At 67.9% G+C, this 21,576-nt stretch carries 18 protein-coding genes; 9 read left to right on the forward strand and 9 right to left on the reverse strand.

Annotated features, from left to right (window positions below; all coding sequences use genetic code 11):
* The 3 genes from JHD82_RS18475 to JHD82_RS18485 all read left to right on the forward strand — a co-directional run.
* On the forward strand, positions 1–1,191 hold a 1,191-nt coding region (locus JHD82_RS18475; RefSeq protein WP_199138009.1), incomplete at its 5' end, for a VRR-NUC domain-containing protein.
* Positions 1,188–3,560 carry an ATP-dependent DNA helicase gene (locus tag JHD82_RS18480; RefSeq protein ID WP_199138011.1) on the forward strand — a complete coding sequence of 791 codons (2,373 nt, stop codon included), beginning with the start codon at positions 1,188–1,190 and terminating at the stop codon, positions 3,558–3,560. The genes JHD82_RS18475 and JHD82_RS18480, both read left to right, overlap by 4 nt.
* 67 nt (positions 3,561–3,627) lie before the next feature.
* The gene (locus tag JHD82_RS18485) at positions 3,628–3,981 is read left to right on the forward strand and encodes an energy transducer TonB (RefSeq protein WP_133073880.1); all 354 of its coding nucleotides are present in this window, start codon (positions 3,628–3,630) and stop codon (positions 3,979–3,981) included.
* Between the two features lie 162 nt (positions 3,982–4,143).
* Here the strand turns inward: JHD82_RS18485 and JHD82_RS18490 are convergent, their stop codons facing one another.
* Entirely contained in the window at positions 4,144–5,862 is a 1,719-nt protein-coding gene (locus JHD82_RS18490) for a PQQ-binding-like beta-propeller repeat protein (RefSeq protein WP_199138013.1), read from the reverse strand.
* A gap of 382 nt (positions 5,863–6,244) precedes the next feature.
* Here JHD82_RS18490 and JHD82_RS18495 point away from each other — a divergent pair, with 382 nt between their 5' ends.
* Positions 6,245–6,634: a VOC family protein gene (locus tag JHD82_RS18495; protein ID WP_199138015.1), complete on the forward strand. Its 390-nt coding sequence runs from the start codon at positions 6,245–6,247 to the stop codon at positions 6,632–6,634.
* Positions 6,635–6,667: 33 nt separating this feature from the next.
* On the opposite strand, the gene JHD82_RS18500 is transcribed toward JHD82_RS18495, so the two are convergent.
* Positions 6,668–8,452, reverse strand: a complete 1,785-nt coding sequence (locus JHD82_RS18500; RefSeq protein WP_199138017.1) for a monovalent cation:proton antiporter-2 (CPA2) family protein — start codon at positions 8,450–8,452, stop codon at positions 6,668–6,670.
* A 142-nt stretch (positions 8,453–8,594) separates the two neighbouring features.
* On the opposite strand from JHD82_RS18500, the gene JHD82_RS18505 reads away from it, so the two are divergent.
* The 4 genes from JHD82_RS18505 to JHD82_RS18520 all read left to right on the forward strand — a co-directional run bounded on the left by JHD82_RS18505 (position 8,595) and on the right by JHD82_RS18520 (position 11,933).
* A complete protein-coding gene (locus tag JHD82_RS18505) occupies positions 8,595–9,449 on the forward strand; it encodes an ATP-binding cassette domain-containing protein (RefSeq protein ID WP_199138019.1) in 855 nt (284 codons plus the stop codon).
* Between the two features lie 5 nt (positions 9,450–9,454).
* A complete protein-coding gene (locus JHD82_RS18510) occupies positions 9,455–10,306 on the forward strand; it encodes an ABC transporter permease (RefSeq protein ID WP_199138021.1) in 852 nt (283 codons plus the stop codon).
* 5 nt (positions 10,307–10,311) lie between these two features.
* Positions 10,312–11,127 (forward strand): ABC transporter permease, encoded by an 816-nt coding sequence (locus JHD82_RS18515; protein ID WP_199138023.1) that lies wholly within the window; start codon positions 10,312–10,314, stop codon positions 11,125–11,127.
* Between the two features lie 335 nt (positions 11,128–11,462).
* Positions 11,463–11,933, forward strand: coding sequence for a RidA family protein (locus JHD82_RS18520; protein ID WP_012207603.1), 471 nt, complete (start codon positions 11,463–11,465; stop codon positions 11,931–11,933).
* A gap of 29 nt (positions 11,934–11,962) precedes the next feature.
* On the opposite strand, the gene JHD82_RS18525 is transcribed toward JHD82_RS18520, so the two are convergent.
* The 7 genes from JHD82_RS18525 to JHD82_RS18555 all read right to left on the reverse strand — a co-directional run bounded on the left by JHD82_RS18525 (position 11,963) and on the right by JHD82_RS18555 (position 20,221).
* A complete protein-coding gene (locus tag JHD82_RS18525; RefSeq protein WP_013800552.1) occupies positions 11,963–12,172 on the reverse strand; it encodes an oxidoreductase-like domain-containing protein in 210 nt (69 codons plus the stop codon).
* Between the two features lie 97 nt (positions 12,173–12,269).
* Positions 12,270–16,529: an IPTL-CTERM sorting domain-containing protein gene (locus JHD82_RS18530; RefSeq protein WP_233174791.1), complete on the reverse strand. Its 4,260-nt coding sequence runs from the start codon at positions 16,527–16,529 to the stop codon at positions 12,270–12,272.
* A 29-nt stretch (positions 16,530–16,558) separates the two neighbouring features.
* On the reverse strand, positions 16,559–17,101 hold the full coding sequence (locus JHD82_RS18535; RefSeq protein ID WP_012207600.1) for a phage tail protein: 543 nt from the start codon (positions 17,099–17,101) through the stop codon (positions 16,559–16,561).
* A 28-nt stretch (positions 17,102–17,129) separates the two neighbouring features.
* Positions 17,130–17,630, reverse strand: coding sequence for a phage tail protein (locus JHD82_RS18540; RefSeq protein ID WP_012207599.1), 501 nt, complete (start codon positions 17,628–17,630; stop codon positions 17,130–17,132).
* 18 nt (positions 17,631–17,648) lie between these two features.
* Complete coding sequence (locus JHD82_RS18545) at positions 17,649–18,170, reverse strand: phage tail protein (protein WP_012207598.1); 522 nt, start codon at positions 18,168–18,170, stop codon at positions 17,649–17,651.
* Positions 18,167–19,009, reverse strand: a complete 843-nt coding sequence (locus JHD82_RS18550) for an N-acetyltransferase (RefSeq protein ID WP_199138025.1) — start codon at positions 19,007–19,009, stop codon at positions 18,167–18,169. The genes JHD82_RS18545 and JHD82_RS18550 overlap by 4 nt, the downstream gene beginning before the upstream one ends.
* 291 nt (positions 19,010–19,300) lie before the next feature.
* The gene (locus tag JHD82_RS18555) at positions 19,301–20,221 is read right to left on the reverse strand and encodes a LysR family transcriptional regulator (protein ID WP_016452669.1); all 921 of its coding nucleotides are present in this window, start codon (positions 20,219–20,221) and stop codon (positions 19,301–19,303) included.
* An 83-nt stretch (positions 20,222–20,304) separates the two neighbouring features.
* Between JHD82_RS18555 and JHD82_RS18560 the strand changes: the two genes are divergently transcribed.
* Positions 20,305–21,540, forward strand: a complete 1,236-nt coding sequence (locus JHD82_RS18560; RefSeq protein ID WP_199138027.1) for an alpha-hydroxy acid oxidase — start codon at positions 20,305–20,307, stop codon at positions 21,538–21,540.
* The last annotated feature ends 36 nt before the right edge of the window (positions 21,541–21,576 follow it).

Here is a 21,576-nt window from a genome sequence, read left to right on the forward strand (position 1 = left end):
GAGCGCTTTCGGCTGATGTTCTTCGGCAACCTCTACCAGGACTGGTCGGAATTCGTGCTGGCCGACCTGGGCGTGTTCCGCTACGAGGCCGTGGCCTTCGATGCGGCGTCGCGGGCCTTCCAGTCGCGTGCCGATGTCGATGGCTACCTGGCCCTGCAGGCCTGCCGCGCGGCGCTGGATGAAGGCGTGGAGATCGATGCGCTGCTGCAGCAGGTGGCCGGCTGCGCCAGCGGCAATGCCTGGCTGGAGCAGCGCCGCGCCAAGGTGCTGCTGCGCATAGGCCAGGCCTGCGAGCGCATGCAGGACTGGGAGCGTGCCGAGCAGGCCTATGCGCAAAGCCGCTACCCCGGCGCCCGCCACCGGCGCATGCGTGTGTACGAGCGCATGGAGCGCTTTGCCGATGCCATGGCGCTGGCCCAGGCCGCCCAGGCCCAGCCCGAGAGCGACGAGGAACTGCAGCGCGTGGCGCGCATGCTGCCGCGCCTGCGCCGCAGCCTGGGGCAGGGCGCACGCGGGCGTGCGGCGGCGCTGGCGCCCGTGGTGGCGCAGATGCGCATGGACGTGGAGCTGGACCTGCCGGCGCGGCCCGCATCGGTCGAATACGTGCTGCGCGACCATTGGCACAGCGACGCCGCGCCGGTGTTCTACGTGGAGAACGCGCTCATCAACTCGCTGTTCGGCCTGCTGTGCTGGCCGGCCATCTTCGCGCCGCTGCCGGGCGCCTTCTTCCACCCGTTCCAGAGCGGCCCGGCCGACCTGTCCGCGCCCGACTTCGTGCAGCGCCGCGCAGCCTTGTTCGAGGAATGCCTGGCGCATCTGGACGATGGCAGCTGGCGCGAGGTCATCGTGCAGCGCCATGCCGACAAGCAGGGCCTGCAGTCGCCCTTCGTGTTCTGGGGCACGCTGAGCGCGCCGCTGCTGGCGCTGGCGCTGGACTGCATTCCGGCCGCCCACCTCAAGCTGTTCTTTGCGCGGCTGCTGCGCGACGTGCAGGCCAACCGCACGGGCTTTCCCGATCTGGTGCGTTTCTGGCCGGCCGAGCGCCGCTACGAACTGGTCGAGGCCAAGGCCCCCGGCGACAAGCTGCAGGACAACCAGATCCGCTGGCTGCAGTACTGTGCCGAGCACGGCATTCCCGTGCGCGTGTGCCATGTGCAGTGGCGCTGCCAGCCGCTGGGAGAGGCCGCGTGAGCTACACCGTGGCCGTGCGCGCGCTGTGCGAGTTCACGGCACGCGCGGGCGACCTGGACCTGCGCTTCACACCCGCGCCCAGCGCGCTGGAGGGCATGGCCGGCCACAGCCTGGTGCAGTCGCGCAGGGGCAAGGACTACGAGACCGAGATCAGCCTGGCCGGTGAATACGGCGACCTGCGCGTGCGCGGCCGCGCCGACGGCTTCGACCCCCAGGCCGGCCAACTGGAGGAAATCAAGACCTACCGGGGCCAGATCGAGGGCGTGCGCGCCCATCACCGCGCCCTGCACTGGGCCCAGGCGCGCATCTACGCCCATCTGCTGTGCCAGGCGCGCGGCCTGCAGCGGCTGCGGGTGGCCCTGGTGTATTTCAACGTGGGCAACTCGGAAGAAACCGTGCTGGTGCAGGAGGAAGACGCGGCCACTCTGCGCGCCTTCTTCGAGCAGCAGTGCGCGCTGTTCCTGGACTGGGCGCGCAGTGAGGCCGCCCACCGCGCGGCGCGCGAGGCGGCGCTGGCCGCGCTGCGCTTTCCCATGCAGGGCTTTCGCGCGGGCCAGCGCGAGCTGGCCGTGGCCGTCTACCGCGTGGCGCGCGCGCAGCAGGGCGGCCAGTGCCTGATGGCGCAGGCGCCCACGGGCATCGGCAAGACGCTGGGCACCATCTTCCCCATGCTCAAGGCCATGCCGGACCAGGGCCTGGACCGCCTGTTCTTCCTCACGGCCAAGGGCACGGGCCATGGCCTGGCGCTGCAGGCGCTGGCCAGCGTGAACCGGCAGATCGCCGAGCAGCACCAGCCACCGCCGCAGGAACCGGCTGCGCCACAACCGCTGCCCTCGCCACCCGCACCGCCCACACCGTCCGCGCCACCCGCAAGGCTGCGCGTGCTCGCCATCCTGGCGCGCGACAAGGCCTGCGAGCATCCCGACAAGGCCTGCCACGGCGACTCCTGCCCGCTGGCGCGCGGCTTCTTCGACCGGCTGCCCGCCGCGCGCGCCGCCGCGCTGCAGCAGGCGCCCTGGGACCCGCCTGCCGTGCGTGCCGTCGCCCTGGCGCACGACATCTGCCCCTACTACCTGTCCCAGGAACTGGTGCGCTGGAGCGACGTGGCCGTGGCCGACTACCACTACTTCTACGACAGCGCCGCCATGCTGTACGCGCTCACCCAGGCCCAGCAATGGAAGGTGGGTGTGCTGGTGGACGAGGCCCACAACCTGCTCGAGCGCGCGCGCCGCATGTACACGGCCGAGCTGTCGCAGTTTGCCCTGGCCGCCGCCCGCAAGGCGGCCACCGGCGCGGTGCGCAAGGCGCTGGACCGGCTCAGCCGCAGCTGGAGCGCGCTGAACAGGGAGCAGACCGCCAGCTACCAGGCCCATGAGGAAGTGCCCGCAGGCCTGCTGGGCGCCGTGCAGCGCGCCGTGGCGGCCATCGGCGATGCCAATGCCGACAGCCCCATGCTGCCCGGCGACCCCGTGCTGGAATTCTACTGGGAGGCGCTGCAGTTCATGGCGCTGGCCGAGCAGTTCGGCGGCCATGCGCTGTTCGACGTCCATGTGCTGCCGGGGCGCAGCGGCCCGAACAGGACGCCGGCCTCCACGCTGTGCATACGCAACGTAGTGCCTGCGCCCCACCTGACGGCGCGCCATGCGGCGGCCCATGCCTCGGTGCTGTTCTCGGGCACGCTGAGCCCGCCGCACTTCTACCGCGACATCCTGGGCCTGCCCGAAGGCACGCACTGGCTGGAGGCCGACTCGCCCTTCCAGGCCGACCAGCTCGATGTGCAGGTGGTCGGCCACATCTCCACGCGCTACCGGGACCGCGATCGTTCGCTGCGGCCCATCGCCGACCTCGTGGCCGCGCAGTACGCGCGCCGGCCCGGCAACTACCTGTGCTTTTTCAGCAGCTTCGACTACCTGCAGCGCGTGGCCGAATGCCTGCAGCGCGCCCATCCCGATCTGCCGGTCTGGCTGCAGACCCCGTCCATGGACGAGGAGGGTCGCGCGGCCTTCCTGGCCCGCTTCACCGAAGCCGGGCAGGGCGTGGGCTTCGCCGTGCTGGGCGGGGCGTTCTCCGAGGGCGTGGACCTGCCCGGCGAGCGCCTCATCGGCGCCTTCGTGGCCACGCTGGGCCTGCCCCAGGTCAATCCCGTGAACGAAGAGATGAAGCGCGCCATGGACCGCCAGTTCGGCGCGGACAAGGGCTATGACTACAGCTATCTCTACCCGGGCCTGCGCAAGGTGGTCCAGGCCGCAGGCCGCGTCATCCGCAGCGAGCGCGACCGCGGCGTGGTCTTTCTCATCGACGACCGCTATCGGCGCGGCGAGGTGCAGGCGCTGCTGCCGCGCTGGTGGCGGGTGGAGGGCATGCGATGATCCGGGGCCGCACCAGTCCACGACTGCCATCCCATACCCATCCCGTCCCCATCCAGGAGCCTTCCGAATGCCCCGCATGCGCTGCGCCATCCTTGCATTGACCCTGGGCCTGCTGGCCGGCGGCCCGGCTGCGGCAGGCGTGGTGCAGCCTGTGCCTGACAGGCAGGCCAGCGAGAACAAGATGCCGGCCTATCCCAAGGAAGCCAGGCGGCTGGAGCAGGAAGGCAAGGTGGTGCTGCGGGTTCTGGTGGGCGCCAGCGGAAAGGCACTGGCCGTGGATGTGGCAGACAGCAGCGGCTATCCTCTGCTCGACCAGGAGGCGCTGGACGCCGTGCGGACGTGGCGCTTTGTCCCCGGCACGCGCGACGGCGTGCCGGACAGCATGTGGACGCGCGTGCCCGTCGTCTTCCTGCTGAAATAGCGGGCCTGCCAAGTGTGTGCCGGGTCTGAGCCATGCGGGGGCTGATGTTGTAGAGGGTGCAAGCCTCAACAAGGGTTGTCGCTTCCCGGGCATTCACTGCATGGCCCACTGCATTGCTCCCTGCAGCGTCCGCCTGTTCGGCGCTGTAGGTTCACCTTTACCTCACTGCAGATTGATGGCCAGCAGGCTCTTATTGGGTCTGGCGATGTAGAGCAGGCCGTTGTCGGATACGGCCAAGCGTCCGCTGGCCGGCAACTGCCAGACTATCTTGCGGGTCGCTGGGTCCACTGCGTGGGTGTAGTTGCCCTTTTCGGCTGACAGATTGGATATGAAAATCAGGTTGTTGACGGCAACGACTTGGTAGGTGAGGCCGTTGATGTTGATGGGATTGTTGTCGCCCGTCAGCGGCATGGACCACAGCAGAGCTCCGCTATCGCCCGCATAGGCGTGCAATTGCCTTGGCTCGCCTGATCTGAACGGATCGAAGACCAGATAAACCACTCCGTTGGCCACGATCGGGACGCTGAGGAAGTTCTTCTTCATGGTCCACAGGCGCTTTTTCTGTGAGATTGAAAAGCTGCTGATCGTGATTTCGCTGTAGCCGTAGCGCGCGGCGAGTACCCGGTCAGCGCCATCCAGCACCGTGGTGCTGGGGGCTTTCTCCGTGAAGGCGTACGGGATGTTCTGGGGATCGTCCAGCACGATGGCCCGACCGCCGTCCTCGCGCCGCTTGATCACCAAGCTGGCTTCCGCTTGAGCCGAGACATTTTTCTGCATCGAATAGACATGCTGGGCATCGACGGCGTCCACGCGCTCGCCTTGATAGAAGATGGGAAGCTCAGGCTCCATCCAGCGCACCGTGGCGGTCGCGGCATCCACACGGCGCTGCTGCTCGCCAACATAGACGGAATCGGCATCTCCGGTAAGCCAGAGGCTGGATTCACGGCCGGTTGTCACCGGCTTTTCCTCTGCCACGATGGCTCCGGTAGCGGCATCCAGAGTCTTCAGTGACGATTGGAACGACCGCACCTGGGACACGACATGGCCGGCGGAAAGCACCGGATTACCGAAAAAGGGGAGAGGCCGTGTCCAGGCGACGTTGCCGTCGGCCTCGTTCAGCGCTACGACGGCCTCGTCAGCGCCTGAGCCGCCGTTGAAGACCACGTGCGAACCGGTGGTCAGCATTTCACTGCTGGAGCCATCCGCTCCCGTGGACTTGGCCCGCATCCAGCGCAGGCTGAAGTTCGCAGGATCAAGCCACTTGCTCGTTGCGACATAGCCTGTGTGCCCCGCATTGCCTTGGAAATTGGACCAGGTCGAGGCGCCATCGAGCTTGCTCAGCGGCTTCAGATTATCTGAAGTCGAGATGATGTTGAGTTGGTAGGGCAGCTTCCAGGGCGATCCTGGATAGGGGGAGGCGCAGACAGTGGGGTCATCGCGGCAGAGAGATACGTTGATGAAGCCTGAGCGCTTGCCGCTGGCTGCGCTCTCGGAGATCTTGAGTCGGGCCCGATACTGGCGGGCACCCAACTGCTCCAACGCCACTTCGGGAGAGAAGTCAGCCGTGACTTCCAGCCGCAGATTCAATTGTTCCTGGATGCTGGAGGAGGCGGTGCCGACGACTTGCAGCGTCAGCGACTCTGCCTGCATGACAGTAGCCTCCAGCCGGGGAGGGTCGAATGTCAGAATGCCATTGCCGCCATTGCCGCCATTGCCGCCATTGCCGCCATTGCCGCCATTGCCGCCATTGCCGCCATTGCCGCCATTGCCCGGCTCGGTGGGTGGATTGACCACGGGAGGTGGATTCTCGGTGCTGCCTCCGCCTCCACCACCACAAGCCGTCAGAATCAGGGCAATCAAGATACCTATTGCATTTTTCATTTCATTTGCCTTCGTCGCTCACGCCAAGTCGTCCCTAGGTCGCTACTTTCGGGAATGAAAACACGGTCATGGCGCAAAGCCGCGATTGTGCCTCGATATTGCCGAGTGGCCTCCCTCCAGACTGCCCCAGGCGTCCAGGCCGGCGCTGGGCATCGCGTCGTTGATTAGCGGTTGGCGCCGACCTGCTTTCAGTTCAGGCTGGTCGAGGACCAGAAGCGGGTCAAGCTGTCGGGAGCAACGATTGACTGATGCCCAAGCCCCGGTGACCCTCTCTGCTTGCGTGGGGACGGGTCAGTGCTGTTGGAGCACTCCGCATGATGAAAGGCCGGTCCACTACCATAGTCCCCGTCGGTCGCCCCGCGTGCGACATAAGGACTGCCCCATGAAGATCGTCATCACCAGCGTGCTCGTCGACGACCAGGACAAGGCCCTGGCCTTCTACCGCGACGTGCTCGGCTTCGTTCTCAAGCACGACATTCCCATGGGCGGCGATGCGCGCTGGCTCACCCTGACATCGCCCGGCGATGCCGATGGCGTGGAGCTGCTGCTCGAATCCGACATGCACCCGGCCGCCAGGCCGTTCAAGACCGCCCTGCATGCCGACGGCGTGCCGGCCACCTTCTTCGGAGTGGACGACGTGCAGGCCGAGTACGAGCGCCTGAGCGCGGCCGGTGTGCGCTTCACCAGGCCGCCGACGCATCTGGGGCCGGTCACGATTGCGGTGTTCGACGACACCTGCGGCAATCTCATACAGATCAACCAGCGGCATTGAGCGGGGCCTGCGGCCCCTGCAGCCCTTTCGCGCTCAGTCCCTGGCGGTGGGCTTGTCGTGCCGGGGCGGATCGATGCGCTCGATGTTGCCCAGCAGCAGTGCGCGCCCCGCAAAGTTGCCGCCGGCGGTCTCCAGCGCAAAGCGCTCGGTGTCGCGGCCGCGCACTTCGGCCTCCAGCGTCTGGGCCTCGTCCTCGGTGGCGCCCAGGGCCAGCACGGCATGGCGGCCCATGAGCAGGGCGGACTCGAAGCTTTCGCGCACGACATGGTCGGCGTCCTTCTGGATGAGCTCCAACGCGTGCTCGCGGTCATAGGCGCGCACGATGAGGCGGGCGTGCGGGCATTCGTGGCGCACGTTCTCCACGATGCGCGTGGCGGCGGCCTTGCTGTCCACGCAGACCAGGATGGCGCTGGCATGGCTGGCGCCGGCCGCATGCAGGATGTCGGCGCGCGCGCCGTCGCCGAAGTAGACCTTGAAGCCGTAGGGCTCGGCGTTGCGGATCACGTCGGGGTCGTTGTCGATGATGGACAGCTTGGCGCCACGGGCCAGCGGCCCTTGGCTGGCGATCTGGCCCACGCGGCCGAAGCCGATGACCAGCACGTTGCCGCGCAGGTCCTGCGGCGCCTCCACGCCGTCCAGCGACACGGCCTCGGCGCCTGCCAGGCGCTTGTGCAGCACCACCACCAGCGGCGTGATGGCCATGGACAGCACGACGATGGCCGTCATGTTGGCATGCACCTCGGGGTCGAGCACGCCGAGCTTGAGCGCCTCGGCAAACAGCACGAAGGCGAACTCCCCGCCCTGGGCCATGAGGATGGCGCGGTCCAGCGCATCGGCATGGCTGCTGCGTGCCACGCGGGCCACGGCGTAGATGCACAGCGCCTTGCCCAGCATCAGAGCGACCACGCCCAGGCCCACGATGCGCCAGTTCAGCGCCACCACCTCCAGGTTCAGCGCCATGCCCACGCCCAGGAAGAACAGGCCCAGCAGCAGGCCGCGGAAGGGCTCCACATCGGCCTCCAGCTGGTGGCGGAACGAGGATTCGGACAGCAGCACGCCCGCCACGAAGGCGCCCATGGCCATGGACAGGCCGCCCATCTCCATCAGCAGGGCGGCGCCCAGCACCACCAGCAGCGCGGCGGCCGTCATCACCTCGCGCGCCTTGGCCTTGGCCAGGATGCGGAACAGCGGGTTCAGCAGCCACAGGCCCGCGCCCACCAGCGCGCCCAGCGACAGCAGGGCCACGCCCGCGCGCTGCCACAGCGGCGAAGTCGCCACGGGCGCCGCATCGGCCGGCGCAAGAAAGGCCACCACGGCCAGCAGCGGCACGATGAGCAGGTCCTCGAACAGCAGGATGGAGACGATGCGCTGGCCGCGCGGCGCCAGGATGTCGCCACGCTCGGCCAGCACCTGCATGACGATGGCCGTGGAGGTCAGCACGAAGCCCGCGCCGCTGACGAAGGCCACCTGCCACGGAAAGCCGAAGGCCATGCCCACGCCCGTGAGCAGCAGCGCGCACACCACCACCTGCAGGCTGCCCAGCCCGAAGATCTGGCCGCGAAGGTCCCACAGGTGCGAGGGCTTCATCTCCAGCCCGATGACGAAGAGGAACATCACCACGCCCAGCTCGGCCACGTGCAGGATGGTCTGCGCGTCCGTCACCAGGCCCAGCCCGTAGGGGCCTATGGCCAGGCCAGCGGCCAGGTAGCCGAGCACGGCGCCCAGGCCCAGCCGCTTGAACAGCGGCACAGCCACCACGGCGGCCCCCAGCAGCGTGACGATTCCTACGAGCTGGCTTGCATTGCCTTCAGCTGCCATGTTGTGTTTCCTTTGTGTGAGCGTGCGTGCGGCAAGGCGGATTTCCATCCGCGAATTTGCGCGCAGGATAGCAAAGCCCGGTCCTGTGTAGAATCGCGCCCCCTCTGTGCCCCCCTCTGCGCTTACCTCACCGCCCAGCGCCATGCCCCAGATCCTCGTCCACGACCTCCGCAAGACCTACCGCATCCATGAACGCGACCCCGGCGTGATGGGCGCGCTGCGCGCGCTGGTGCGTCCGCGCCATCGCACGGTGCAGGCGCTGGATGGCGTGTCGTTTGCGCTGGAGCGCGGCGAGCTGCTGGGCTTCATCGGCCCCAACGGCGCGGGCAAGTCCACCACCATCAAGATCCTGTCGGGCATCCTGCGGCCCGATGGCGGGCGCGTGGAGGTGGACGGGCGCGACCCCTTCGCCGACCGCCAGCGCCATGTGGGCCGCATCGGCGTGGTCTTCGGGCAGCGCTCGCAGCTGTGGTGGGACCTGCCCGTGGGCGACGGCTTCAACCTGCTGCGCGACCTGTACCGCGTCGATCCGCTGCGCTTTGCGCGCACCCGCGACGAGCTGGTGGCCATGCTGAACCTGGAGCGGCTGCTGGACCAGCCCGTGCGCCAGCTGTCCCTGGGCCAGCGCATGCGCGCCGAGATCGCTGCGGCCCTGCTGCACGAGCCCGAGATCCTGTTCCTGGACGAGCCCACCATCGGCCTGGACGCACCCTCCAAGCTGTCCGTGCGCGACTTCGTGCTGCGCGCCAACCGCGAGCGCGGCACCACGGTGCTGCTGACCACGCATGACATGCACGACATCGAGGCGCTGGCCCGGCGCGTCATCGTCATCGGCCATGGCCGCGTGCTGGCCGACTGCGCGGTCGATGCGCTGCGGGCACAGGTGGTGGCGGCGCAGCGCGATGGCACGGGTGAAGGCGAGGGCGAGGGGCAGGACATGGCCATCGAGGCCGTGATCGCCCGCTTCTACGCCATGCATGGTGCCTCGGAGGTCTGAGCGCCATGGGACCGCGCCACCGCCTGCGACACCTGCTGCGCCCCTACAAGGCCGCCTTCGCCTCGCGCTTTCTGCTGATGCTGCAGTACCGCACGGCCGCCTACGCGGGCTTTGCCACGCAGTGCTGGTGGGGCGCCATCAAGACCATGGTGCTGGCGGCGTTCTACGGCAGCGCCTCGGCATCGGCCGGCGCGCCCATCTCGCTGGAGCACGCCATCACCTACACCTGGCTGGCGCAGGGCCTGTTCGCGCTGCTGCCCTGGAGCGGCGACCCCGACGTGGCCCTGGCCGTGCGCACGGGTGCCGTTGCCTATGACCGGCTGCGGCCCGTGGATGCCTATGCGCTGTGGTTCGTGCGCTCGGCTGGCTGGATCGCCGCGCGCGTGCTGCCGCGCGTGGCGCTGATGGTGGCGTTTGCAGGGCTGGCCCTGCCGCTGACGGGGCTGGGCGCCTGGGGCTGGCAGCCGCCGGCCGGCTGGGCCGCAGGCCTGGGCTTTGCCGCCTCCATGCTGCAGGCGCTGCTGCTGTCCACGGCACTGGTCATGCTGCTGAACGTTGCCGCCGCCGCCGCGCTCAATGAAAAAGGCATCAACACGCTGGCCGCGCCCGTGGTCATCGTGCTGTCGGGCAACCTGCTGCCGCTGGCGCTGATGCCCGACGCCTGGCAGACCGCGCTGCTGCTGCAGCCGCTGGCCGGCGTGATGGACATTCCTGCGCGCATCTATTTCGGCCAGATGGCCGGTGCGCAGATGCTGGCCTGCCTGGCGCTGCAAGCCCTGTGGATTGCCGTGATCGTGGCCCTGGGCCGCGTGGCCATGGCGCGCACCATGCGCGGCCTCGAAGTGCAGGGCGGGTGAGCGCCATGGCCAAGCAAAAAGGATCGCTGTCCATGTTCCTGCGCCTGGCGCTGGCCTCGCTGGGCGGGCAGGCGCGCTACCCGGCCTCGGCGCTGATGCTGACCCTGGGCCAGTTCCTGGTCACGGGCATCGAGGTCATCGCCGTCTGGGCGCTGTTCCACCGGTTTGGCGAGGTGCAGGGCTGGCGCATCGGCGAAGTGGCCGTGTTCTATGGCCTGGTGAACTGCATGTTCGCCCTGGCCGATGCGCTGGGCCGGGGCTTCGACGTGCTGGGCACGCAGTTCCTGCGCACCGGCGCCTTCGACCGCCTGTTGCTGCGTCCGCGCCCCGTGTGGCTGCAGCTCATGGGCCATGACGTGCGCATCAGCCGCCTGGGCCGCCTGCTGCAGGGCCTGCTGGTGCTGGGCTTTGCCACGGCCCAGGGCGCCGTGGCGTGGACGCCCCAGGCCGTCGCCGTGGCGCTGTTCGCCGTGGCGGGTGGCGTGACGCTGTTCCTGGGCATCCTGGTGCTGCAGGGGGCGCTCTCGTTCTGGACCGTGGAAAGCCTGGAAGCCGCCAATGTGCTGAGCTACGGCAGCGTCGAGGCCGCCCAGTACCCGCTGGCCCTGTACGCACAGTGGTTCCGCCGCCTGCTGACCTTCGCCGTGCCGCTGGCCTGCGTGGCCTACTACCCGGCGCTGGCCGTGCTGGGCAAGCCCGACCCGCTGGGCGCGCCGGCCTGGCTGGGCTGGGTCTCGCCGCTGGCCGGCTTTGCCTTCCTCTGGCTGGCCTCGGGCGCCTGGCGCATGGGGGTGAGGCATTACGCGTCCACGGGCAGTTGAAGCCGCTGCAGGCGCCGGTGCACCACAGGCTCTAGAGCGTGTTATGCACTTTTAAGTACCCGCGTTGGTTCTGCGCGCTGGTGATCGCAAGGCGCAGTGCGCAGCCAAGGCTCATGCCTTGGCAAGCGCTGCAACGCCGCGAGCGCCTGCGCGCAGAGCCAACCCGAAGGGAAAGCCGGGAAAGGGGCCCGGCCCTTCGTTGCAGCCCGCTTGCGGTGTGGCAACCGCGGCGCGTGCTACGCCTCGTTCCGGGCCCCTTTCCCGGCTTTCGCGGGCACGTAAAAGTGCATAACACGCTCTAGACTGCGCGCTTGCCTTACTCCGGACACCAGACCATGACAGCAGATGAACGCTTCGCCCAGGCCGCCCTCGAGCTCGGCCACCGCTTCGATGGCGAGATCAAGATAGGCGGCAACTACAGCCCCGTCGTGCGCGACGGCCAGCAGCTGTTCGTCAGCGGGCAGATTCCCCGCGTGGGCGATGAAGTGCTCTACGTGGGGACGGTCGGCGCCGGGATCGACCTGGCATCGGCCAGAACGGCCGCCGCCATCTGCGCCATGCGCGCCCTGGCCTTCGTGCAGCGCGCGGCCGGCTCGCTCGATGCCGTGCGCGCCGTTGCACGCATCACCGTCTATGTGCGCTCGGCGCCCGATTTCACCCAGCAAAGCGAGGTGGCCGATGGCGCCTCCGACCTCATCGCCCGGGTGCTGGGCCCCGTGGGTGCCCACACGCGCACTTCGGTGGGCGTGCTGCAGCTGCCCAAGGGCGCAGCCGTGGAGCTGGACCTGATCGCCCGCGTGGACTGATCTCGCTACCCCGATCCCTATTCCTATTCCTACCCCTGGCCCGCTGGCGTTTCGTTGCGCGCCTTCCAGGCCCGCAGCGCCTGGCGGTACTCGTCCATGGCCAGGTCATAGCTGTCGAAAATGCAGGGGTCGCAGCCATTGCCGCAGCAGGCGTCCAGGTCGGGCTGCTCGGGCGGCTGGGGCATGGGGTCGGCGGAGGCGGCGGGATCTGCGGAAACGGGAATCGGCGCGGTGGTCATGGGGGCGATTGTCTCGCGCCACGGGGCTTTCTGTAGAGCACCAAAAGCAAACCCGCGCTGCCGACATGCAGCAGCGCGGGTTGCTTGTTGACGCGTATTAACGTCCGGTACGCTGCCTGCGCGCCATGCCCATGAAGCCGGCGGCTCCCGCCATCAGCGACAGCAGCAGCAGGCCCCAGCGGTCCAGCGTGGGAATGCTCTGTGCCGATGGGGGAGCCGGCACGGCCAGGATCACGGGGTCCACGAACTCGCCGTTGACCGTCTTGTCGTCATCGCGCAGGCCGCCGTCCACGATGGTGTAGCTGACCTGGTTGCCACTGATGGTGGGCGTGAAGGGCTGCCACTTGGGCGTTGCGGTGGCGTCGTACTTCATCAGCTGCGCGTTGGCGGGCACGGGGGACGTGAAGGTGAGGGTCACGGTCAGCGTGCTGCTGGGGGCGCACTGCTTGGCCGTGAAGTCCACGGCGGCCTGCGGGTAGGCGAAGGCCGCCGGCAGCGGGCCCAGCGAGCCGGCCACGGCAGAAGGCGAGGTGAAGTTGGCCGCAGTCAGCGTGCAGGTGGGGCTGCTGTTGGCAATGCCCAGATCCACACCCGAGCCCGAGGCGCTTTGCCTAGCCTCGCGCGTCACCGTCACCACATAGGTTTTCTTGGTCGTGCCGTCCTGCGCCGTGACTTCGATGGACACGGTATTGCTGCCCACATTCAGCGCCACCGGGGTGGAAGCCGCTGCGCCGTTGACCAGGATCGTGGCGCCCGCATCGGCTGCGGTGGCCGTCACTGTGACGGTGCTGCTGCTGTTGGGCACGGTGGCCGTGTAGGCCAGGGTGCCTGCACCAAAGCCCGGTGCGAGCGTGCCGCTGCTCAGTGCCAGGGCGCTGAGGTCGGCGTTGGTGGAGTTCACCACCAGGGTGTAGCTGGTGCTGCCCGAGGTGAACGGAGCGCCCGTGCCCGTGGAGGAGTCCGTGGCCGTGATGGTGAAGGTGAAGCTTCCCGCAGCGGTGGGCGTGCCGCTCAGAACACCGGTGCTGGCGTTGAACGTCATTCCGGTCGGCAGCGTGCCGCTGCTGGCGTAGGTGTAGGGCGCCGTGCCTCCGCTGGCAGTGAAGGTCTGCCCTGCATAGGCCGTGTTCAGCCTGGCAGCCGGCAGCGTGGAAGCTGCAGGCGTCAGCACCACCGTGGCTGCCGTCACGCTGCCACTGTAGGTGCGCTGGCCGCTGATGCTGCTGTTGTCGGTCGCCTGCACCGTGAAGCTGAAGGCTCCGGCCGCCGTGGGCGTGCCGCTGATCACCCCGGCGGGCGACAGCGACAGGCCTGTGGGCAGCGTGCTGCCGCTGGCCATTGCAAAGGTGTAGGGGGTTGCGCCGCCGCTGGCGGTCAGGGTCTCGTTGAACGAGACGCCTACCTTGGGCGTGCCGGCCAGCGTCGCGGGCGTCACCGTGATGGCCACATAGGTGAATTGGCCTGCCGCGCCGGTGGCGCTGGTGCCGCCAGTCGTTGTGACGCGCACATCGACCGTGCCCGCCGATCCCGCAGGCGCTGTGGCCGTGATCTGCGTGGCGCTGTTGACCGTGAAGCCCGTGGCGGCCGTGCCGCCGAAGGTCACGGCCGTGGCGCCGGTGAAGTTCGTGCCGGTCAGGGTGACCGTGGCGCCACCAATCGAAGAACCGCTTGCGGGCGAGACCGAAGTCACCGTGGGTGCGGGCACATAGGTGAACTGGTCGGCCGCGCTGGTGGCGCTGGTACCGCCTGCGGTGGTGATGCGCACGTCTACCGTGCCCGTGCCGGCAGGCGCGGTGGCCGTGATCTGCGTGGCGCTGTTGACCGTGAAGCCCGTGGCGGCCGTGGCGCCGAAGGTCACGGCCGTGGCGCCGCCCAGGTTGGTGCCGGTCAGGGTCACCGTGGTGCCGCCCGCTTGTGGGCCGCTGGTGGGCGAGATGGACGTCACCGTGGGCGCAGGCACATAGGTGAACTGGTCGGCCGCGCTGGTGGCGCTTGTACCGCCCGCGGTGGTGATGCGCACGTCTACCGTGCCCGTGCCGGCAGGCGATGTGGCCGTGATCTGCGTGGCGCTGTTGACCGTGAAGCCCGTGGCGGCCGTGGCGCCGAAGGTCACGGCCGTGGCGCCGCCCAGGTTGGTTCCGGTAAGAACCACCGTGGTGCCGCCTGCCTGCGGGCCGCTGGTGGGCGAGATGGAGGTCACCGTGGGCGTGGCCACGTAGGTGAACTGGTCTGCCGCGCCGGTGGCGCTGGTGCCGCCAGTCGTTGTGACGCGCACATCGACCGTGCCCGGCGACCCTGCAGGCGCGGTGGCTGTGATCTGCGTGGCGCTGTTGACCGTGAAGCCCGTGGCGGCTGTGCCGCCGAAGGTCACGGCCGTGGCGCCGGAGAGGTTGGTGCCGGTGATGACCACCGAGGTTCCTCCTGCGGTGGGCCCTGCCGTGGGCGAGACGGAAGTCACCGTGGGCGTGGCCACGTAGGTGAACTGGTCTGCCGCACTGGTGGCGCTGGTGCCGCCCCCCGTGGTCACGCGCACATCGATCGTGCCCGCGGCCTGGGCAGGCGCGGTGGCAGTGATCTGGGTGTTGCTGTTGACCGTGAAGCCGCTGGCGGCCGTGCCGCCGAAAGTCACGGCCGTGGCGCCGGAGAAGTTGGTGCCGGTGATGGTCACCGTGGTGCCCCCACTGGTCGGGCCGCTGGTGGGCGAGATGGAAGTCACCGTGGGTGCGGGCACATAGGTGAACTGATCGGCTGCGCTGGTGGCGCTGGTGCCGCCCACCGTGGACACCGTCACATCGACCGTGCCGGCGCTGCCCGCGGGCGTGGTGGCGGTGATCTGGGTGTTGCTGTTGATGGTGTAGGTGGCGGTCGTGGCGCCGAAGCGCACGGCGCCGGTGCCAGGTGCTGCGGCGAAGCCGGTGCCCGTGATGATGACCGTGGTGCCGCCGCCGGTGGGACCTGCCGTGGGCGAGATGGAGGTGACCGACGGTGCCGCCACATAAGTGAACTGGTCAGCGGCAACGGCGGGACTGGTGCCGACGGAGTTGCTGACGCGGATGTCCACGGTGCCCGTTCCGGGCGGCGCCGTGGCCGTGATGCTGGTGGCGCTGTTGACCGTGAAGCCGGTCGCTGCCGAGGCGCCGAAGTTCACGCCCGTGGTGCCGATGAAGTTCGTGCCTGTGATGTTGACCGCCGTGCCGCCCGCCTGAGGGCCTGCCGTGGGCGAGATGCTGGTGATCGTGGGCGTTGCCAGGTAGCTGAATTGATCGGCCCCGCTGATGGCGCTGGTGCCGCCCGCCGTTGTGACGCGCACATCGACCTGGCCTGTGCCCGCAGGCGAGATGGCGGTGATCTGGGTGGCGCTGTTGACAACATAGCTGGTGGCGGTTGTCGCGCCGAATAGCACGGCGGTGGCGCCGGACAGGTCGGTGCCGGTGATGGTCACGCTGGTGCCGCCTGCCTGCGGGCCAAAGTTGGGCGAGACGGATGTCACCGTGGGCGCGGGCAGATAGGTGAACTGATTGGCTGTGGCAGTGACGCTGGTGCCGCCTGCCGTCGTGACGGTCACGTTCACCGTGCCCGATCCTGCCGGTGCCGTGGCCGTGATCTGGGTGGCGCTGTCGACCGTGAAGCTGGTCGCCGGCGCGCCGCCGAAGCTCACGGCGGTCACGATGGAGCTGCCGATCACGTTGGTGAAGTTGGCTCCGGTGATGGTGACCGGATATCCGCCAGCGGCCAGGCCGCTCGCGGGCGACAGCGCCGTCGCCGTGGGTGTGGCTGGGGGATAGACATCGACGGCCAGATCATCGAAGGCGAAGTTGAATGGTTCCGTGGCGCCGTTGTTGGACACGCGCACTTCATCCACGTCCACCAATGCGCCGAGGCTGACCGTGACGAATTGCGTGGTCATTTCGGGCGTCCTGGGGACGTTCACGACTGCGCTAGGTGCAGGGCTGCCGCTCCGATAGCCGGTGAACGTGAATGAAGTCATGTCACCGTACGCAAAGATGCGCACCTGGGCGAGGCTGAAGCGGTCCGTGCCATTGACTGCCATGATGCGGGCTTTGCCGTCCAGGGCGGTGGCTGTGATCGCATCGCCAGAGGTGACGATCCCCGGAGAGCCTGTTGTCAGGTCCACTTCAGCGAAATAGGACCAGTCGCTGATGAAGTCCAGCCCGTTGTAGTTAGAGGTGACCGCAGGGTAGCCAGAGGCGGCGCCGGTCCCGAAGCCGATGATCCCCGAAGTCACTGCGGCATGGGCCGGAGCCGCCAGCGCCATCACCAACCCTATGAACCACGCAAACCACATGGACAGCATGCGTGAAGCGGACTTGGGCCTGGGGGTGTGGTTGGTGGGCATGGCGGGCAATGGCTGGAGGTGGAAGAACGTCAGGACCTGACGGGGAATTCGCCGTACAGGCAGATGCAGAAATTCAGCGCCAGAACGGGTTGCATATTGCTGTGGGCCTGGTTGCCGCCGACGGGCAGCAGCGCTGTCGGCGCCATGGCCGAAGTGGCCGGTCCCGCTGCATAGGTGGGCCTGGCGCTGCCCCGGGGCGGTACGCCTTGCATGCCCTGCGCCAGCAAGTTGCCGCTGGGGATGGCGGTCGTGGCGCCGGCCCCCTGGGCGCTGATGCCGTGGCTATGCGGCGGTATCTGCGCAATGGTCAGCGTTTCGGTGGCTGTGCCCATGGTTTCACCGATGTCGCGGGGGCTCAGTCCAGGTCCCGTGCCGGCGCCCATGGCGGCCCTGCCTTGCAGATTGGGCAGCATGAAATTGGTGGTTCCGTTACCGCCGAACCGGTTTCCGATGACCGCAAAAAGTGCCTGATTCTGCTGCAGCAGGATGGTCTGGCCTGCGCAAAAGGCCCAGTTGACAGGGGCGAAGGAGAAGCCGAATGCGCGGACCTCGCCGTAGAAGGGATCTGCCATATGGATGTTTCCTTGGGGGGAGGCTTGTTCAGTTGCGGGGCGGGAAGATCCCGGAGCTGGCGATGCACCAGTTGATGACCAGCGAGGGCTGCATGTTCTCGTGAGGCTGGCTGCCGCCGCTGGTGCTCACGGCGGGGGCAGCCATGAAGGAATTGGTGGGCGCGCCATAGGCAGACAGGCCATTGGCGGCCTCGGCCATCACATTGCCGCCGGGGACATTGGTGGTGGCCACCGCGGCGCTGGACAGCAGCTGGTGGGTGTGCAGGGGCATCTGGCTGGGGATCAGCGTGACGCTTTCCGTGCCGTCGATCAAGCCGAGCACAACGCCGCCGCCGTATCCAATGGGCGCGCGACCACGCAGATCGGGCAGGGCGAAGTTCGAGGTGCCATTGCCGCCGTATTGGGTGCCCAGCAGCGCAAACAAGGCCTGGTTCGTACTGATCGGCAGAATCGCTCCGTTGCACAGCAGCCAGCCCCTTGGGACCTGGCCAAAGGCGAATGCGCGGATCTCTCCGAGAAAAGGGTCCATGAAGTGCTCCTGTCCGTGCTATGCGAAGCTGGGGAAAATGCCGAAGAGGCAGATGATGTAGCTCAGCACCAGGCTGGGCATGACGTTGTTGTGCGGCTGCCCGCCGCCGACGATCTGCATCGAGCTGGGTCCCAGGGTGGCGGCAGTCGTGGCGGGTGAGGGGGCGTAGAGGTTGAACCCCGTGACGGCTGCCGGTACCTGCTGTTGTGGCTTGCTGGTGCTGGCGGCGCCAGCCACCGAGAACTGGTGGGTGTGCCCGGGCAACTGGCTGATGCTCAGCGTTACGTCTTCCGCACCCATGTGCTGGCCCAGAACGCGGTTGCTCCCGCCCGGCAACTGGCCTTGGCCAATAGGAAGTCGGCCCTGCAGGTTGGGCAGTGCGAAGTTGGTGACGCCGTCGCCGCCATAGGTGGTACCCAGCAGCGCGAAGAGTGCGTCGTTCTCGCTGATGGCAATCAGCCTGCCGTCGCACAATGCCCAGTTCTGGGGGGCATAGTTGCCCGCAAAAAGACGGATTTCTCCAATATATGCCTCGCTCATGGCGTCTCCTCCTCCTTGATCGACGTGTTCATGCGTGTGATGAGTGCCTGGTAGCTGGTTTGCCCCGGCTCCGCATCCACGACGGGCCCCAGAAAAAGAGCAAAGCGTCCCAGGCGTTCGTGGGAAAGCAGGTAGGTGTCGTGGGCCGGACGGCCGATGTCAGGCCCCTTGAAGCGCAGCGAGCAACGCGAGGCCAGCAATCCCTGCGTGACCGTGGCCTTTTCCAGGCGCAGCGCCACGGGGGCGGCACCGGGAAGCTGCAACGCGAAATCGGTGCCGACCAGGCCGGTGAAATCCTCAGGGCCGGGCATGCGCGCAGGCTGCGGCGCACGGCGCATATACCAGTACACGCCGCGATCGGCCTCGGTGACAAAGCCCAGGCGCTGGTAATGACCGAGGATGGGGTTGTTCTTCTCCACATGCAGGCCCAGGTCAATGCCCAGGGCATCTGACTCATCCGTCAAAGCCTGCAGCAACTGCCGCCCCACGCCCTGGCGACGGTGCCTGGGAAGCAGGGCGATATCCACCACGCGGATTTCCTGCGGGCTGCGGTCCACATACAGCCGGCCCGCTATCTCGCCATCGCGCAGCACCAGATCGAAACTGGGGTTGGCGTAGGCCGTCGAATACTGGGTGTGCTGCGCCATGAACTGCTGGCGAATGAAGGCATTCCATTGCTCCTCGGGCCAGCCGAATTGTTCGCGCTCCTGCTCGCGTGTGGAGGCGAAGATGGCCAGGAGAGCGGCTTCGTCGCCGGAACCAATGGGTTGAAGCGCCAGCGCACCGCAGGATTCGGCGTGAGGGCTGCGGAGACTGGTATGGGCAGGCGCAGTGCTCATGAATGGAAATCGACTGGAAACGCAGAAGTTCCAGTCGGGAACAATAGAAAAGAGTTGTTAAATCATAGGCAGATTTTGCAAAGGATTGTCAAATTTCTTTGAGAAAGGATTTTCAGTATGCCAAGAAATTCATGCGAAAGATGAGTGTTCCCATAGGGAAGGAACTGAATCGATTGATATTTGAAATTGACAATGCCCTATCAATGCATTGAAGTCGTTTATTGTTGATATTGATTGTTCATTCAAATACTACAGGATTGCTATTTTGAATATCCCTGAAATCAGTGATATTCAACTCAAACAGCGCGGCGCCGGGAAATCGATCACGCTGCGGATGATCTCGCGCATTTCCGTGATTAGCGGCCGGGCATCGTCGCGGCGCCATTGCACGGTGTAGGTCAGCGGGGCCAGCGCGCTGTGCTTTGCGGCCTCGGCGCTGCCGTCCAGCACGCGCAGGCGGCCGCGTTGCTGCAGGGCCAGGGCCCATTGCTCGGGCATGTAGGTGAAGCCCAGCCCGTCCACCACCATGCCCACCACGGCGCCCCAGCTGTTGCAGGAAAGGCGCCGCTCCACGGCCAGGCCGTGGCGGCCCAGCCAGTCGTCCAGCGTGCGCGTGGCGCCCGAGCCGGTGGGCAGGGCGATCAGCAGTTGCTCGCGCACCAGGCGCCGGGGCAGGCCGGTGCCGGCGCGGGCGATGAAGTCGTCGCTGGCGGCCCAGACGAAGCGCACCTGGGCGACCTGCTCGAAGGCCAGGCTGCTGCGCGATGATGGCCCGGCAATGACCACGCAGTCCAGCTCGCCATCGACGATGCGCTGCTCCAGCACCTGGCCGATGTCGGTGTGGGGCTCCAGCTGCAGGTCGGGGTGCAGCTCGGCCACCTTCTGCACCAGCCGGGGCAGCCAGGTCAGGCCGCTGAGCTCGCCAAAGCCGATGCGGCAGCGGCCCTGCAGGCCCACGCTGCGGCCCGCCGCCTCGCGAAGCTGGGCGGCGCCGTGCAGCAGCTCGCGGATGCGCGGCAGCAGCTGCTCGCCCTGGGGCGTGAGTTCGGCGGCGCGGCCGCTGCGGTCGAACAGCTGCACGCCCAGCGAGGCCTCCAGCTCCGCAATGCGCTTGGACAGCGATGAGACCGACAGGTGCACGCGGTCGGCGGCCACGCTGAAGTTCAGGCAGGTGGCGGCCCAGTAGAAGGCTTCGAGCTGTTTGAGGGTCATGGTGACATTCTTCCAAAATCGAAATATCGATTCCTATTTATTTCGCTTTTCTTTGCAGGTTGGCGCTTCTACATTGGCCGGCAATGCCTGCCAACACCGTCCCCTCCACCACCGCTCCTGCAGCCGCTGCACCAGCCCCTGCCCGGCCGCCGCGCCGCCTGCGCCAGGTGCTGTCGCTCGATGATTTCGAGCGGCTGGCGCGGCGCCATCTGCCGCGCCCCATCCATGCCTACATCAGCGGCGCGGTGGAGGACAACGCCTCGCTGGCGGACAACCGCCGCGCCTTTGCCGAGCTGGCCTTCGTGCCGCGCGCGCTGGTGGGCGTGGCACAGCGCGACCCCTCCTTCGAGCTGTTCGGGCGCCGCTACGGCGCGCCCTTCGGCGTGGCGCCCATGGGCATTGCCGCGCTGTCGGCCTACCGAGGCGATCTGGTGCTGGCCCGGGCCGCACAGCAGGCGGGCGTGCCGGCCATCATGAGCGGCTCCTCGCTGATCCGGCTGGAGGAGGTGATGGCGGCCGCGCCCCATACATGGTTCCAGGCCTACCTGCCGGGCGACCAGGGCCAGATCGATGCGCTGCTGGACCGCGTGGCCGCCGCCGGCGTGCAGACCCTGGTGATCACGGTGGACACGCCCGTGGCCGCCAACCGCGAGAACAATGTGCGCGCCGGCTTTTCCACGCCGCTGCGGCCCGGGCCAAGCCTGGCCTGGCAGGGCATCAGCCACCCGCGCTGGCTGTTCGGCAGCTTTCTCAAGACCCTGTGGCGGCACGGCATGCCGCATTTCGAGAACAACTATGCGCACCGGGGCGCGCCCATCCTGTCGGCCAGCGTGATGCGCGATTTCTCGGACCGCTCCCACCTGGCCTGGCCGCATCTGGCCGCCATCCGCCAGCGCTGGCAGGGGCAGCTCGTGGTCAAGGGCATTCTTTCGGCCGCAGACGCCGTGCTGGCGCGCGACCACGGCGCCGACGGCCTCATCGTCTCCAACCACGGCGGGCGCCAGCTCGATGGCGCCGTGGCACCGCTGCGCGTGCTGCCCGGCATCGTGCGCGCCGTGCCCGGCCTGCCCGTGATGCTGGACAGCGGCGTGCGCCGGGGCACCGACGTGCTCAAGGCCCTGGCCCTGGGCGCGCGCTGCGTGTTCGTGGGCCGGCCCTTCAACTACGCGGCCTCGGTGGGCGGACCTGCGGGCGTGGCCCACGCCATGGCCCTGCTGCGCGAGGAGGTGCTGCGCGACATGGCCATGCTGGGCGCCACGCGCCTGGACCAGGTCACGCCGGCCTGCGTGCGCCATGCGCAGGCCTGGGATGCGTTCTGAGCGGCAAGACAACGGTATCGACACAGACAACAGACA

It is taken from the genome of Delftia sp. ASV31, from assembly GCF_016428765.1.
Lineage (GTDB): Bacteria > Pseudomonadota > Gammaproteobacteria > Burkholderiales > Burkholderiaceae_C > Comamonas > Comamonas acidovorans.

Excerpts from the sequence above, each read along its gene's own strand:
- JHD82_RS18485 (WP_133073880.1), top strand. The coding sequence starts at position 3,628 with ATGCCCCGCATGCGCTGCGCCATCCTTGCATTGACCCTGGGCCTGCTG.
- JHD82_RS18490 (WP_199138013.1), bottom strand. The coding sequence starts at position 5,862 with ATGAAAAATGCAATAGGTATCTTGATTGCCCTGATTCTGACGGCTTGT.
- JHD82_RS18495 (WP_199138015.1), top strand. The coding sequence starts at position 6,245 with ATGAAGATCGTCATCACCAGCGTGCTCGTCGACGACCAGGACAAGGCC.
- JHD82_RS18500 (WP_199138017.1), bottom strand. The coding sequence starts at position 8,452 with ATGGCAGCTGAAGGCAATGCAAGCCAGCTCGTAGGAATCGTCACGCTG.
- JHD82_RS18505 (WP_199138019.1), top strand. The coding sequence starts at position 8,595 with ATGCCCCAGATCCTCGTCCACGACCTCCGCAAGACCTACCGCATCCAT.
- JHD82_RS18510 (WP_199138021.1), top strand. The coding sequence starts at position 9,455 with ATGGGACCGCGCCACCGCCTGCGACACCTGCTGCGCCCCTACAAGGCC.
- JHD82_RS18515 (WP_199138023.1), top strand. The coding sequence starts at position 10,312 with ATGGCCAAGCAAAAAGGATCGCTGTCCATGTTCCTGCGCCTGGCGCTG.
- JHD82_RS18520 (WP_012207603.1), top strand. The coding sequence starts at position 11,463 with ATGACAGCAGATGAACGCTTCGCCCAGGCCGCCCTCGAGCTCGGCCAC.
- JHD82_RS18525 (WP_013800552.1), bottom strand. The coding sequence starts at position 12,172 with ATGACCACCGCGCCGATTCCCGTTTCCGCAGATCCCGCCGCCTCCGCC.
- JHD82_RS18530 (WP_233174791.1), bottom strand. The coding sequence starts at position 16,529 with ATGCCCACCAACCACACCCCCAGGCCCAAGTCCGCTTCACGCATGCTG.
- JHD82_RS18535 (WP_012207600.1), bottom strand. The coding sequence starts at position 17,101 with ATGGCAGATCCCTTCTACGGCGAGGTCCGCGCATTCGGCTTCTCCTTC.
- JHD82_RS18540 (WP_012207599.1), bottom strand. The coding sequence starts at position 17,630 with ATGGACCCTTTTCTCGGAGAGATCCGCGCATTCGCCTTTGGCCAGGTC.
- JHD82_RS18545 (WP_012207598.1), bottom strand. The coding sequence starts at position 18,170 with ATGAGCGAGGCATATATTGGAGAAATCCGTCTTTTTGCGGGCAACTAT.
- JHD82_RS18550 (WP_199138025.1), bottom strand. The coding sequence starts at position 19,009 with ATGAGCACTGCGCCTGCCCATACCAGTCTCCGCAGCCCTCACGCCGAA.
- JHD82_RS18555 (WP_016452669.1), bottom strand. The coding sequence starts at position 20,221 with ATGACCCTCAAACAGCTCGAAGCCTTCTACTGGGCCGCCACCTGCCTG.
- JHD82_RS18560 (WP_199138027.1), top strand. The coding sequence starts at position 20,305 with ATGCCTGCCAACACCGTCCCCTCCACCACCGCTCCTGCAGCCGCTGCA.